Raw genomic sequence first — 13,877 nt, forward strand, 5'->3', positions numbered from 1 at the left:
TCGATGAAATTCTGTGCCAACGACCCCGCGTACCCCCTTCTCTTTGTGCCAGAAGGGGGGTCCGGACCCCTCCGGACCGCAATGCAGAGCGCTGGCGGGGGTGCCGGACGCCCCCCGGGACGCAGTGCAGAGCGCGGGCTGGGGGGCGGGATCCCTCCCGGGCGGAGCGGAGGAGCGCTGGGGTACCGACCCAGGTTGGCGGGATCCCTCCCGGGCGGAGCGGAGGAGCGCTGGGTTACCGACCCAGGTTGGGGTACCGCCACCCGAGCCCGGCTCACCGCGCCGGAGGGCTGCGCCGCCACGCCAGCGCGGCGGCGATCCCGGCGAGCGCGAAGGCCGCCTGGAGCAGGTGCACGAGCAACGACACCGCGATGGCGGAGCTCGCGGTGAGCCCGAGCAGCGGGGCGGCGAGCGTGAAGGCGCCGTCGGTGGCGCCGATCTGACCCGGGATGAGGTCGCCGGCCGCCGTGCCCGCCGCGCCCACGCCGTACGCGGCGAGCGCGCGGAGGGGGCCGCTCTCGGCGCCGACGGCGGCGAGGAGCACGGCGTACTGCGCCGCCTGGAGCGCGCGGCCCGCGACGCCGGCGGCGAACGGCCACCCCGGGACGGGCGGGCGCTCGCGGACCGCCTCCTGGAAGGCGGCGGTGAGCTGGCCGGCGCGGGCGAACCGCCGGGTGATCCACGCCGAGGCGGCGCGCTGCCGCGCCGCGAAGGCGACGCCGAGGCCGCTCGCGACCAGGAGGGCGGCGTGCGCGAGCACGCCGAGGGCGAACGGGGAAGCGCCGCCGCCGATCCGGAAGAGCGCCGCGGCCGCGAGGAGCGACAGCGGGGCCGCGCAGAGGAGCGCGAGCGACTGGTTCGCGGTGGCGATCGCCGCCGCGTGCGGGGCGCCGACGTACGGGGACAGCAGCGCGGCCTTGACCGCCTCGCCCGCGGCGCGGCCGGCCGGCATCAGCGCCATGACCGGGTAGGTGACCGCGTGGATGCGAACGAGCTCGGCGACCCGGACACGCCGCGGGGCGCAGAGCAGGCCGGTCGCGAGCGTCTCGCAGCCGACGCGCGCCGCTTCCAAGGCGACCAGGAACGGCAAAAACGGCGCGGCGCGGACCACCGCAGCGAGCATCTCCGCCGCGCCGACGTGGCGGATGAGCGCGGCCAGGGCGGCCAGGCCGAACGCCGCGAGCCCCGCGTGGAGCAGGGCCCTCCACCGCGCGCGGCGGGCGGCGGGCGCGTTCAGGGCGGCGGGCGGAGCGGCCGGGACGAGCGCCCCGCCGACCGGCGCGGGCCCGGGATCGCCGCCGGAGCATTCCTCTGCCGCTCGGGCCGGAGGCAAGGGAGCCATGGGGAAGGGGGGGCTGCGAGGCGCATGCCGGCGCCATGTGGGCGCGGCGTGCGCACGCGGCGGTGAGCTGCCTTGCGGAGCGCAGGCGCCCTGAGCAGGCAACGCGCGCACGCGGCGTGAGCTGTCTTGCGGGGCGCAGGCGCCCTGAGCGAGCAGCGCGCGCTCGCGGCGGCGGGACGCCCCGCCGAGCGCCGGCGAGCCGAGAGGCGAGGCGCGTCAGCAGCTCCCGATCCGGACAGGCCGCCGTGAGGGCTCGCTGGCGCCCGCGCCCGTCACCCCGGCGCTCACGCCGGATCGAGCGGGGCGTGGAGGCGCGCGCCCGGCACGACGATGCCCCCGCGGTCGCCGGGGGTGAGCGAGCCGAAGCGCTCGCGGAACACGGGCGGCAGCGGCCGCGCCCCGGGCGGAGCGAGCCAGAGGCGGAGCAGGTGCCGCTTGCGATCCGGCTCCGGCCAGTCCTCGAACGCCGTGCGATCGTGCAGCAGCGTGTGGTTGTGCACGAGCTGGATGTCGCCCGGGCGGAGCTCCATGGTCATGTGGAGCGCAGGGTCGTTGGCGAGCGCGTCGAACAGGTCGAGCGCCTCGACCTGACGCGCCGTGAGCGGCGGGACGTCGGGAAAGCGGCGCGCCGACTCGATGTACTGGCGCTGGTAGATCGCGGACAGGAGCCCAGCGTGCCAGTTGAGCACGGGGATGCGGAAATACGGCCTCTCGCCCGCCGGCACCTCGCCGCGGCGGTCGGTCTCGATCGGCGCGAACAGCGCCTCCGCGAGGTCCAGGCGCGCGCGCCGCATCTCGTTGTACAGCGTGACCGAGCTGACCAGCGCCGAGAGCCCGCCCGCCCGCGCGGTCCGGAGGCAGAGCAGCGCCACGACGTCGCACGAGTCGGTGTGGAACGTCTGCCGCTCGCGCGTCTGGTAGACGCGCACGCTCGGGTCCTGGCTCGACAGGCCGAGGTCCTTCACGTGACCGAGGACGTGCCCGCGCGCGTTCTGCGAGCGCGCGCTCCCGAGGTGGCTGCCGATCCCGAGGAACGCGATCGCGGCCGCGCGGAGGTCGCCGCGGCCGCCGCGGTCGAGCCAGCCGCCGCGCAGCCCGCGGAGCAGGGCGAAGCCGCGGCCGTCGAGCACCTCGGCGAGCACGCGGCGGAGGCGCGCGGCGAGCGTCGGCAGCGGGAAGTCCTCGCCGCGGATCCGCGCCGGATCGGCGCCCGTCTCGCCGAAGCGGCGGACGGCGGCCTCGACCTCCTCGATCTCCGCGGGCGTGAGGTGCTCGATCCAGCCGTCGTCCCGCGCCATCTCGGGGCCGTGCCAGGCCGCGGGGCCGGCGATGTGCGCCGGGATCTGCGAGAGGTCGGCGAGCGGTGCGGTCGGTTCGAAGCTCATGGGTCTCTACATGCCGAGCGAGGTGCGCGCGACGGAGGAGGCCCGCGCGCGCAGCGCGGCGTCGGCGCTGAACACGGCGAGCCCGGTCCAGATGCAGGCGAAGCTCACGGCCTGCGTGGCCGTGAACGGCTCGCCGTAGACGAGGACGGCCAGCAGGAACTGGCCGCTCGGCGCGAGGTACTGGAGAAAGCCGAGGGTGGTCAGCGACAGCCGTCGCGCCGCGTTCGTGAACCAGACGAGCGGCAGCGCGGTGACGATGCCTGTCGCGGCGAGGAGGAGATCGGTGCGGAGGTCGACGCGGCCCATGGCGCCGGCGCCCCGGGCGTGGAGGCTGGCCAGGTAGGCCGCGCCGAGCGGGGCGATGAACAGCGTCTCGAGGGTGGAGCCAGGGAGCGAGTTGACGGCGACGACCTTCCGCAGGAGACCATAGACGCCGAACGTCCCGGCCAGGGCCAGCGCGATCCAGGGGACCGCGCCCGCGCGCACGGCGAGGTGCACGACGCCCGCGGCGGCGAGGCCGAGCGCGATCCACTGCGCCGGGCGCAGCCGCTCGCGCAGGAACACCATGCCGAGCAGCACGCTGAGCAGCGGGTTGATGAAGTAGCCGAGGCTCGCGTCGAGCACGCGCCCCACCGAGACGGCGTAGATGAAGAGGACCCAGTTCGCGGAGACGAGCGCGCCGGTGGCCGCCATGGCCCCGACGACGCGCCGGTCGCGGAGCGCCGCGCCGAGCGCGCGGAGCTGCCCCGTGACCAGCGTGAGCGCCGCGAACGCGAGCAGGCTCCAGACGGTGCGGTGGGCCAGGATCTCGACCGCGCCGACGTGGCGGAGCTGCTTCCAGAAGACGGGGACGACGCCCCAGGCGCTGTACGCCGCGACGCCGTAGACGACGCCGAGGGCGGCCTCTCGGCGGCTGTCGCGGGGGTTGTCGGGCGTGGGCATCGGCGGCCAGGGATCGCGGGGGGGGTCGCGGTTCGACGTGAACCGACGCAAGACGACGGCCCGCGCTCGACCGGCGTGGCAACATGCCGGCGCGGCTCCTGAATTTCAAGCGTCATGTGAGAGCGACGCGAAGGTGGCCAATGCGTGCCGTCGCGCGAAGGCGCACAACCGGAAGCGTGTTCTGATAGAGAGAGCGTCTGGGAGCGTTTGGTGCTCGCGCTGGTCGCTTTCGCCCGATGGAGCTCAATCCAGGGTCGGAGTGGCCCAATCCCTCCACTCCGACAGGTTGCCGGTCGCCTGGCTCGCCGCCGAGATGACGCGGGGGCTGTCCTCGGTCTTCGTCAGGAACTTGCGAATGCTCTTCCGCAAGGGCTCGTTCCACTCGGAGCGCTGCGCGCAGTGGTTGCCGTCCGCCACGGCGGAGACGTAGGAGATGTTGCTCCCCGCGCCGAGCGCGCTGTACACCTCTGCGCCGGCCAAGACGGCCACGTGCGCGGACTTGGGGCCGAGGTTCGCGATGTGCGGGTTGTCCATGATGAAGAGCCCGCGCGGCGCGACCATGGCCACCACTTCGTGCGTGTCCACGGGCAGCGACGTCACCCTGCTGGTGAACGCGCTGAACGCGTCGCCGAGCCAGTAGGTCTCGCCATAGGCGCTGCTCGGGCTCTGGGCACCTTCTCCGGGGATCCCGCGCCAGATCGGGACGCCGCCGCTGCCAGACTCGATCGGCAGGGTCAGCGCGACGCGCTGATCGAAGGCGCCGATCGTGAACGCGCCCTTGCCGAAGCGAGAGCACCCCGAGACCCCGATGGCGTCCGCCGCGAGGATCTCGCCGCCCGACGCCTCGATGACGTCGATGATCCGGCTGACGCCCCAGGACCACGCGGCCAGGAGGCCCGTGGTGCTGTTCGAGCCGTAGATGTCGTAGAACGCCCCTCGCTTGTTGGTGCGCGACGCCCCGGACTCGGCCCCGACCGCGTAGGGATCGTAGGTGATGACGGCGACGCCCTCGCCCTTGACGAGGCTGGCGTTCAACGGGAATCCAAGGAAGCCTCCCCCGAGGCCGATGATCGCCGGGTAAGGCCCTGTGCCGCCGGTGGGCAGCTCGACGCTGACATTGAAGCTGGTGCTCTTGCCGCCGTGAGATACGTTGACCGTGATGCGAGTGTTGGTGACGGTCCCGGAGACGCTGTCAGGCTTCGGCGGCTTCGTGCCGTAAATGTACTTCTCGGCCTGCTTCTTGATCTCTTGCCTCCGGCAGCGCCATTCGGCCTTGGTCGACATGCGCGATCCGTCGAGCTTCATGAAGGGGTCTGGCAGCTTGGCGACGGTGGGGAGAGCGCCTGAGTCCGGCAGGCTGGGAACCACGCAGTCGGTCCCTTCATCCTCCGCGAAGACCGTGCCGGAGCCGCCCTCGCCGCCGGAGCCGCCCTCGCCGCCGGCGCCCGTGCCGGAGCCGCCCTCGCCGCCGGTGCCCGTCGTGGCCCCCCCGCCGTTGCCGGCGCCCGTGCCCCCGACTCCATCGCCGCCGGCGCCCGCGCCCCCGCCGCCCGTGCCGCTCGTGACGCCAACGCCGGTTCCTGTGGTCGAGCTGACGGTGCTGGTTCCTCCGCTGGCGCTTCCGCTGGTGGCCGCTCCGCTCGTGCTCGTCGATCCGCCGTTATCTACGCCGGGGCCGTCTGAGAGGTCGACGCTGCACGCCGCGAGCGCGACGCATGCTGGCACGAGGGTTGAAGTCAAGAGGACTCGCTGGAGTGTCATGTGCGTTCTCACCTTTATGTTGCGTGAAATAAATTCGACGTAAGGCTCTGTCGGCTCGGCGCAGATGACCCGGGCAGCGCGTCGACTCGCGCCGATGACCATTCCCACCCGCGGCGGAATTGATTTGACGGGCGAAAGAATTCCGGGAGAGCGCAATAGCGAGGGAGTTTGCTGGCGCTGCGTCTTTACAGTGCGATGGAGGTAGTCAGAGCGCCGTTCAGCGACGAGCGGGGGGGGCCGCCGGTGCGATGAACGCCAGCCAGCGCATGCGCGGAAGGCGGCTTGCATGGAGCGAGGGAGGGGGACGGATCAACCGATCTTCGGAGGTCGATGGGGGGTGAATCACGCCGTCTGTCTCGCTCCCATGCCTTCCCGTCATCGCGGGTCGCTCCTCAGCTCCGGCACGAGGACCTCGATCCGGCGGCGGTAGGCCGAGCTCGGGTGCTCCGCGACGAAGCGATCCGCGCGGGCGCGCGCCTCGCCGCCGCGGCCGAGCGCCTTCAGGGCGCCGATCGCGATCACCTCGCGCTCCTGGGAGAGCGCGCCGCGCGGGAAGCGCGCGCGGTGGACGTCGGTGAGCGCGAGCGCCTCGGCGGGGCGCGCGCCGAGCGCGTCCTGCGCGCGCTGCAACAGGCCGGTCTCCGTCTCGGCGTCGGGGAGCGCCGCCTGCGCCGGATCCACCGCCACCTTCGCGTCGGTCGCCGGGGCGGGCGCGCGCGTGGGCGCCGGCGCGTTCGCCGGAGGGCGCGGCGGGGCCGGATCCGGCTCGCGCGCCGGCGCCGCCGCAGGGGGGGCGCCCGCGGGGACCGCCGGCGCTTCCGCGACGGGGGCGGCGGTGGGCGCCGCTTTCGGCGCGGTCGCGACCGCCGCGGCGCGGGGCGGCCCGGGCGGCGGCTGCGAGCGCGACGGCATGAGCCACACGGCCCCGACGAGCACGGCGCCGACGGCCGCGCCGATCGCCAGGCCGGAGAGGGCCGTCGGCGGCGCGGCGGCCACGGTTGGAGCGAGGCCCGCGGGCGCGGCCGAGCCGCCCGACGGCGCGCCCGCGGGCGCGGCCGAGCCGCCCGCGGGCGCGGCCGAGCCGCCGGCGGCGCGGCCGAGCCGCCGGCGGGCGCGGCCGAGCCGCCCGACGGGCCTGGCCCCCGAGCGGGAGCCGCGCCGCGAGCCGCGCCAGCCGGGCGTCGTCCGGCCCGTCGCGCCGCGCGGCCTCGAGGCCGATCCGGAGCGCGTCCGGGCTGTCGTCCGCGTCGATCAACCTGGGAAGCTCGTCGCTCATGCGCTGCTCCTCGCGGTCATCCGCGCGGCCCCGGCCGGCGCCGCGACGAGCTCCTGCCGGCGCATCGCCGCCTCGATCTGCGCCCGCGCCGCGCGCAGCCGCGAGTACGCCGTCTGCAGCGGACACCCCGCCGCCTGCGCGATCTCCGCCATCGGCAGCTGCTCGATCTCGTACAGGACGAACACCGCGCGCTTGTCGTCGTCGAGCTGATCGAGCGCCGCGTCGAGCCGATCGAGCGCGCGGCGGCGGTCGAGCGTCTCGTCCTGCGGCGCCGCCATGATCTGCTCGGGGACGGTGCCCGCCACCTCCTCGCGCCTCCGGTGCGGCCGCCGCCGGTACTCCGACGCGAGCCGCAGGCAGATGCCGTAGAGCCATGTGCGCAGCGTCGAGCTGCCATCGAAGGTGGCGAGCTTCCGGTGGACCACGAGGAACACCTCTTGGCAGACGTCCTCGACGTCGGCGTCGCGAACGCCGAGCCTTCGCAGCACGCGCCAGACGTAGGCCGCGTTCTCTTCGAAAATCTGCTGGAGGGTCATCCGGAGGGGCCGAGGCATGGACGCCCACGGCCCTCCTGGATGGCCCGGGGGGCGAGCCTTTATCAAGGAAAGTGAATGCCGAGAACGACGTCGGCCGCCCCCGCCAGCGGGGCCGCCCGGAAGACCTGGCGGCCCTGGCTCTGTGCGTCGATGTGGTAAAAAGTGTCCCGCACGAGCGGTGTCGCGCGGAACGCACGGATCCGACGCGACGAGAGCGGGTGTGCCCAGAACAAATCACGCGCCGCGCGGAGGAGGTTTGGTAGCATCGCCCACACAATGTCCGGCGACAGAAGCGCATCGACGACGACCTTGAGCACAACGGCGTCGATGCGACTTGGCGCGCCGACCGCCGGGCGCGTGAGCTCGGGGGCGGGCATCGTGCTGCTCTATGCGCCCAATTACGAGCAGTTTCGCCCCGCGTACGCCCTGCCCGAGTCGGGCTCGGTCCTCGGCCGCGACCCGAGCGCGGACATCTACATACCGACGCGAACCGCGTCGCGCCACCACGCCCGCATCGAGCGGCGCGGGGGCGTGTGGCGGCTCTTCGATCTCGGCGGCCGCAACGGCACGCTGCACAACGGCGAGTTCGTCACGGAGGCCGTCCTCGCGCACCTCGACGAGCTCCGGATCGGCGACGCCATCTTCAAGTTCGTCGAGAGCGACGCCGAGAGCTACGCGCACTACCGCATCGACGGCGCCTACTTCGACGATCCGGACGCGCCGGCGGGGGCCCGGCCGCGCACCTCGACGAGCCGGATCGTCGGCGGCTACCAGAGCCAGCGCCTCGCCGGGAGCCTGCGCGAGATCGCGCGCAGCGAGCTGTCGGTGCTGATCCTCGGCGAGAGCGGGACCGGAAAGGAGATCTTCGCCGAGCAGCTCCACGACTGGAGCGGCAGGCGCGGGCCGCTCCAGGCCGTCAACTGCGCGGCGATCCCCGCCGCGCTCATCGAGGGGGAGCTCTTCGGACACCAGCGCGGCGCCTTCTCGGGCGCCGACCGCGACCGGGTGGGCATCCTCCGCGCGGCCCACCAGGGCACGCTCCTGCTCGACGAGATCGGGGATATGCCGCTGGAAGCCCAGGCGAAGCTCCTCCGGGTGATCCAGTCGAAGGAGATCACGCCGCTCGGCGCGTCGCAGCCCGAGCAGGTCGACGTGCGGATCGTCGCCGCCACCCACCGCGACCTCGACGCGCTCCAGCAGACGGGCGCCTTCCGCGCCGACCTGTTCGCTCGCCTGAACGAGTTTCGCATCACCCTGCCGCCCTTGCGCGAGCGCAAGGAAGACATCTTCTCGCTGTGCGTCGCGCTCGCGAGGCGCCACGGTCGGCCCGTGATGCGGCCCAGCATGGCGTTCATGGCGGGCCTGCTCCACCACGATTTTCCCTACAACGTGCGGGAGCTAGAGGCACACATCAAGCGCTGGGCCGCGAGGGATCGCGGCGCCGAGCTCGACGTCGAGGACCTCAGCGACGAGATCCGGCGCACGATGCGGGGCTACGGCGCCCGGAGCTCGGCTTCGCAGCCGCCGCCCGCGGACGAGGCCCGCGCGACGCTGGCCCCGGAGGACGAGGCGGCGATGTCGGCCGGCGAGGGGGCGTACGCGCCGCGGGCGACGCTGCCGCCGAGGATCTCCCCGGACGAGAAGGTGCTGCGGGAGCTCCTGGTGCAGCAGCGGGGCAACGTCGCCGCGGTGGCGCGCGAGCTCGGGAGAGATCGCGCGCAGGTGCACCGGTGGATCCGGCGATTCAACATGAACATCGACGACTTCCGCTGATCGGCGCGGCGCGGTGGGCGCCGGCCCAGAAGCGTAGTCCTGCGCGCCCGCCCGCGCGCTCGCCGGACGACTGCCGTGCTCGCGCCCGCCACCGCGCAGCGCGTGCGCGCCGCCGAACCCCGCGCCCGCCGGCCCGATGGCGTGGCCCGGCGCGCGCGCCGGCGTCCAGCGAGCCAGGCAAACCCGCGGCGCGCGCCCGGCGGACGAGCGCCCGCCGCCGCGCCGCGAGATCCGCGTGGCACCCGCGTTGCTGGCGCGGAGCGCGGCGCCGGGATCTGCGCCGAGCACAGCGAGGTTAGGAATGCGAAGTATCTACTCTGTGGCAGGGCTATGCGCATGCGCAGCGATGATGGGCGCGTGCATGCACAACACGAGCGACGAGACGGAGCCTGGAGAGACACGGCCGGGAGAGACCGAGCCTGAAAAGATGGGATTCGTCACCGTCCACTGGGCGATCGAGGACCAGACCAACGCCTCTCAGTGCAAGGCGTACGGCGCGAGCGCGGTCGAGCTGATACTCATCGACACGAAGAACAACCAGGTCACCAGGCAGGTGGTCCCGTGCGAGCGGTTCGACACCAGCGTCCAGGTCGCCGCCGACGACTACGTCGGGACGATCACGCTCGTCGACGAGAACGGCAAGCCGGTCAGCGAGCCGCTGCCGGTCGGACCGTTCGAGGTCTCCGCGACCGAGCAGGCGACGCGCCGGGTCAGCTTCCCCGCCGCCGAGGGGCAGCGGGGCAACGAGGGGCAGCGGGGCAACGAGGGGCAGCGCGGCACGCATCGACCGCACGACCGGCAACGACGTTAGAGCGCGGGCGGGGCGCGCCGCCGGCGCGACCCCCCGGAGCGAGCTCGAGCGCGGACCCGCCGCCGCGGCAGGATCGGGCCGAGCCGCCGCGGCAGGATCGGGCCGAGCCGCCGCGGCATCACCGGGCCAGGGCAGCGCCGGCGGGACGCCCTCAGAGCGGCGAGGGCGCCCGGTCGCCCCGCGCCCCCGCGGAGAGCTCTCGCCCCTCGACGAGCTTCAGGAGCTTCTCTTTCGTGGTCAGCCCCACGTGGCGCGCCACCTCCTTGCCCCCGGCGAACGCGACGACCGTGGGGAGCCCGCGGATGCCGAAGCGGCGGGCGAGCGCCGGGCTCCGGTCGCCGTTCACCGCCACCACCTTCAGGCGCCCTGCGCCCTCCTCCGCCACCTTGTGCAGGATCGGCGCGAGCGCGCGGCACGGCGGGCACCACTCCGCGGTGAACTCGACGAGGACGGGCACCCTGGCCTCCAGCACCTCGGCGTTGAAGTCGAGCTCGTTGATCTCGTGGACGGGATTCATGGACATTGCGCGAGCCTCCATGCCCTGGCAGGTCTCGAGACCGGCATCCATTACAGCCCTCGCCGGTGTAATGTGGGCGCGGCTCGAGACCTGACCTCCGTAGACCATGGAAGCCATCAAGGACGCGGACGACATCCTGGGTCGCGTGTCGCACCTCGTGCGCGTCGAGCGCGCGGCGCTCGCCGCGCTGGCGCGCGCCGAGGGGGTGACGCCCGAGGATGCGGTCGACTGCGTGCAGGAGGGCCTCTGCACGCTGCTCACCCTCGCGCAGCGGGGCGAGCTCCCGGAGGACGCCGGCGCGTGGGGAGGCGTGCTCGCCGGCATGGTGCGGAACGCCGCGCGCAACCGGCGCCGCCGGCACTTCCGCGCCCGGCCGCACGAGGACCTCGACGCGCACCCGGAGGCCGCGGGGGTCGTCCCGGCGACCGACGAGGCGATCGCGCGCGCGGAGGAGCACGTGCGCTTGCGCGCGTGCGTCGAGGAGCTCTGCGAGATCCAGAAGGCGGTCGTGACCCTGCGCATGCTCGAGGAGCAGCCGGGGGAGGACGTGGCGCGGGCGCTCGGCATCTCGGCCGGCCACGTCGCGGTCCTCCTGCACCGCGCCAAGGCCGCGCTGCGCGCCTGCATGACGGCGCCGCCCTGATCGCGGCCGGCGCGCTCCCGGCGCGCGCGCTCGCTCCCGATCGCGCGCGGGGCGCGGCGGCGCTCGGGTCTGCTATGTGTCGGGCGAGACGCCATGAGCTCCCCTCCGCCTGACTTGCGCATCCTCGCGCCCGACGAGCCGCCTGCGTTCGAGGTGGTGAATCCCCAGGGTCGATCCAGCGCGGTCCTGCTCTGCGATCACGCCTCCAACGCGGTCCCGCGGCGCCTCGCCGCGCTGGGCGCGCAGGAGGAAGCGCTCAGCCAGCACACCGGCTGGGACATCGGCGCGGCGCGCCTCGCGCGGCGCCTGTCCGCCCTCCTCGACGCGGCGCTCGTGCTCTCCGGCTACTCGCGCCTGGTCATCGACTGCAACCGGCCGCTGGGCTCGCCGACCTCCATCCCCGAGATCAGCTGCGGCGTCCCCATCCCCGGCAATGCCATCGACGCCGCGGAGGCCACGGCGCGCGCCGACGCATGCTTCTGGCCCTACCACCGCGCCATCGACGCGCTCCTCGACGCGCGGCGGGATCGCCGGGAGAGCACGGCGATCCTCAGCGTCCACAGCTTCACGCCGTCGATGCCCGGCCAGGACCGGCCCTGGCACGCCGCCGTCCTCTACGGCCGCGACCGGCGGCTCGCCGCGCCGTTCCTCGAGGCGATGCGCCGCGAGCCCGGGCTCTGCGTCGGCGACAACGAGCCGTACCGCGTGACCGACGGGGGCGATTACGGGATCCCCGTGCACGGCGAGGCCCGCGGCCTGCCGTGCGTGCTCCTCGAGATCCGCCAGGACGGGCTGCTGAGCGACGAGGGCGTGGAGGCCTGGGCGCAGCGCCTCGCCGCCATCTACCGGGAGATCGAGCCCGGGCTGTTCCCCGGCGCCGGCGGCGCGTGACGCGCATCGCGCGCGCGGCCACGCCCTCGCGGGGGCGGGGACCGCCGGGCCGAGGAACGCCCGGAGGTCATTGACAAGAAAAGTTGTCAACGCTAAGCCTGACCGAGTGGCTGACGTTGACGTCGTCGAGATCCGGCCGCGGCCACGGCGGCGATCGAGCTCGTCGAGAGCCGGCTGCTCGCGGAGCTCGGCTCCCGGATCGCGACATCTTGAAAGGAGCCAACATGCCAGTGAAAAAAGACGCGTCCGGCCGCCGGAGCGTCCAAGCGGAGGTCGAGGTCCCCGGCAGCCCCCAGGAGGTGTGGCGCGCCATCGCGACCGGTCCCGGGATCTCGTCGTGGTTCGTGCCGAGCGAGGTGGAGGAGCGCGAGGGCGGCGCCGCCGTGTCTCACTTCGGCCCGGGCAACAGCATGGACTCGGTGTCGAAGATCACGGCCTGGGATCCGCCGCGCCGGTTCACCGCCGAGAGCCCGGAGGCCATGGGGCCGGGCAGCCCGGCCGTCGCCACGGAGTGGGTCGTCGAGGCGCGGTCCGGCGGGAGCTGCGTCGTGCGCGTGGTGCACAGCTGGTTCGCGAGCACCGACGACTGGGACAACCAGTTCGAGGGTCAGGAGCATGGCTGGGTCGCCTTCTTCCGCATCCTGCGGCTCTATCTCGCCCATTTCCGCGGAGAGCCCTGCGTGGCTTTCCAGGTGATGGGCGCCGGCCCCGCGCCGCTCACCGCGACGTGGGACGCGCTTGTCGGTCCGCTCGGGCTCGCGGGCGCCGCCCAGGGCCAGCGGGTGAGCACCTCCGCCGGCGCGCCGCCCCTCGCCGGCGTGGTCGAGAGCGTCGGGCCGAGCGAGCATCCGGAGCTGCTCCTGCGGCTCGACGAGCCGGCGCCCGGCATCGCCCACATCTTCGCGCTCCCCATGGCCGGGCAGATCTTCCTGCCGATCCGCCTCTTCCTGTACGGCGACCAGGCCAAAGCCGGGGCCGCCCGCGCCGAGCCCTCGTGGCAGGCGTGGATGGCCGAGCGCTTTTCTCCTGGTCAGTGAGAGGCCGCCGAGGCGAAATCGGCGGAAGCTCCCCGGGGGACGCCCGGCGTCGTTCGCGCCAGCGCGGCGGCGCCGCGGCGTAGGACCAAGGTCCCATGGCGCGCGGGGCCGCCATGACCCCACCATGGCCGCGACATGCGCTGCGAGCGTCAAATCTTGGACGTGGGGACGGTCGCGCCGTCGGCGGGCAGGGAGCGCCCGCCCTCGGCGAGGCCCGGAGTCGGAATCGCGGCCGTCGACCTGGTCGTGCTCATCGATTCCGGCGACGCGATGAGGGATCTGGCAGACACGCTCAGCAAGGTGGTCGGCGCGGCCATAGGCGCCGCCAGGCTGAGGCATCCGGCGAACCTCCGCGTCACGTACCTGGGCACCGAAGCCGCGATTCCTCATACCGTCTTCATGATCTCGGCGCGCGGCTATCTCACCGTGGCGTGCCGGATCGACGGAGCGTTGCTCATGAGCCGCCCCCGCGGGTCGCGGAGCGCCGAGCACGAGGGGCAATCTGCCGGTGCCCCTGGGAGCGCGGGCCACGCCATCATGGACATCATCACCCACTTCGACTGGCGGTCCGGCGCCACGCGCAACGTCCTCTTCCTGGGCGATGGGCCGCTCGATGGCGTCGAGTCGCTCACGCCGGCGGGGCAGGGCGAGGATCGCGGGGCCGCGAGCCGCGTCATCGAGGTCGCCAGGCGGATGGGAGCGCGCGTGCATCTGTGTCCGAGGCTCGACCGGTCCCGCGGCGACGCGGAGCTCCAGGAGCGGCGGCGCGAGGGCATCGAGGCGGAGTACGCGCGCGTGGCCGCCCAGACGGGCGGCCAGTTCTTCGTCGCGCACGACGGCCTGGGCGCCTGCCTCACGATGCTGGAGAGCGTCATCGGCGGCAGCACGGCGGCCCCGCGCGTCACCACGGCGGAGCCGGTACCCAGGTAGCCCGGATAGCGAAGGTGAGGCCCTCGCCGAAGC

Annotated in this window: 14 protein-coding genes; 6 read left to right on the forward strand and 8 right to left on the reverse strand. The window is 73.9% G+C overall.

The window, feature by feature from the left end; genetic code table 11:
• Positions 1–274: 274 nt before the first annotated feature.
• The 7 genes from NQZ70_RS14330 to NQZ70_RS14360 form a co-directional block, all read right to left on the reverse strand.
• Complete coding sequence (locus NQZ70_RS14330) at positions 275–1,342, reverse strand: lysylphosphatidylglycerol synthase domain-containing protein (RefSeq protein ID WP_237245301.1); 1,068 nt, start codon at positions 1,340–1,342, stop codon at positions 275–277.
• Between the two features lie 284 nt (positions 1,343–1,626).
• Positions 1,627–2,727 (reverse strand): TauD/TfdA family dioxygenase, encoded by a 1,101-nt coding sequence (locus NQZ70_RS14335; protein WP_207217845.1) that lies wholly within the window; start codon positions 2,725–2,727, stop codon positions 1,627–1,629.
• Positions 2,728–2,733: 6 nt separating this feature from the next.
• A complete protein-coding gene (gene rarD / locus NQZ70_RS14340; protein ID WP_129574705.1) occupies positions 2,734–3,669 on the reverse strand; it encodes an EamA family transporter RarD in 936 nt (311 codons plus the stop codon).
• Positions 3,670–3,912: 243 nt separating this feature from the next.
• The gene (locus tag NQZ70_RS14345; protein ID WP_165373959.1) at positions 3,913–5,430 is read right to left on the reverse strand and encodes a cellulose-binding protein; all 1,518 of its coding nucleotides are present in this window, start codon (positions 5,428–5,430) and stop codon (positions 3,913–3,915) included.
• A 375-nt stretch (positions 5,431–5,805) separates the two neighbouring features.
• On the reverse strand, positions 5,806–6,426 hold the full coding sequence (locus tag NQZ70_RS14350; RefSeq protein WP_272828362.1) for a hypothetical protein: 621 nt from the start codon (positions 6,424–6,426) through the stop codon (positions 5,806–5,808).
• Between the two features lie 276 nt (positions 6,427–6,702).
• Positions 6,703–7,260: an RNA polymerase sigma factor gene (locus NQZ70_RS14355; RefSeq protein WP_237245302.1), complete on the reverse strand. Its 558-nt coding sequence runs from the start codon at positions 7,258–7,260 to the stop codon at positions 6,703–6,705.
• Between the two features lie 44 nt (positions 7,261–7,304).
• Positions 7,305–7,559: a hypothetical protein gene (locus NQZ70_RS14360; RefSeq protein ID WP_207217846.1), complete on the reverse strand. Its 255-nt coding sequence runs from the start codon at positions 7,557–7,559 to the stop codon at positions 7,305–7,307.
• Between the two features lie 10 nt (positions 7,560–7,569).
• Here NQZ70_RS14360 and NQZ70_RS14365 point away from each other — a divergent pair, with 10 nt between their 5' ends.
• Entirely contained in the window at positions 7,570–9,015 is a 1,446-nt protein-coding gene (locus tag NQZ70_RS14365) for a sigma 54-interacting transcriptional regulator (RefSeq protein WP_237245303.1), read from the forward strand.
• 427 nt (positions 9,016–9,442) lie between these two features.
• Positions 9,443–9,826, forward strand: coding sequence for a hypothetical protein (locus tag NQZ70_RS14370; RefSeq protein WP_129574711.1), 384 nt, complete (start codon positions 9,443–9,445; stop codon positions 9,824–9,826).
• A gap of 151 nt (positions 9,827–9,977) precedes the next feature.
• Here NQZ70_RS14370 and NQZ70_RS14375 read toward each other — a convergent pair whose 3' ends face one another.
• On the reverse strand, positions 9,978–10,349 hold the full coding sequence (locus NQZ70_RS14375; protein WP_165373960.1) for a co-chaperone YbbN: 372 nt from the start codon (positions 10,347–10,349) through the stop codon (positions 9,978–9,980).
• Between the two features lie 100 nt (positions 10,350–10,449).
• On the opposite strand from NQZ70_RS14375, the gene NQZ70_RS14380 reads away from it, so the two are divergent.
• The 4 genes from NQZ70_RS14380 (at position 10,450) to NQZ70_RS14395 (ending at position 13,844) form a co-directional block, all read left to right on the forward strand.
• On the forward strand, positions 10,450–10,986 hold the full coding sequence (locus NQZ70_RS14380; RefSeq protein WP_129574713.1) for an RNA polymerase sigma factor: 537 nt from the start codon (positions 10,450–10,452) through the stop codon (positions 10,984–10,986).
• Positions 10,987–11,079: 93 nt separating this feature from the next.
• The gene (locus NQZ70_RS14385) at positions 11,080–11,877 is read left to right on the forward strand and encodes an N-formylglutamate amidohydrolase (protein ID WP_165373961.1); all 798 of its coding nucleotides are present in this window, start codon (positions 11,080–11,082) and stop codon (positions 11,875–11,877) included.
• A gap of 224 nt (positions 11,878–12,101) precedes the next feature.
• The gene (locus NQZ70_RS14390) at positions 12,102–12,914 is read left to right on the forward strand and encodes an SRPBCC domain-containing protein (protein WP_129574714.1); all 813 of its coding nucleotides are present in this window, start codon (positions 12,102–12,104) and stop codon (positions 12,912–12,914) included.
• 156 nt (positions 12,915–13,070) lie between these two features.
• Positions 13,071–13,844, forward strand: coding sequence for a hypothetical protein (locus NQZ70_RS14395; RefSeq protein WP_207217847.1), 774 nt, complete (start codon positions 13,071–13,073; stop codon positions 13,842–13,844).
• Positions 13,845–13,877 lie beyond the last annotated feature (33 nt).

Source organism: Sorangium sp. So ce836 (genome assembly GCF_028553905.1).
In the GTDB taxonomy this organism is placed as follows: Bacteria; Myxococcota_A; Polyangia; order Polyangiales; family Polyangiaceae; genus Sorangium; species Sorangium cellulosum_D.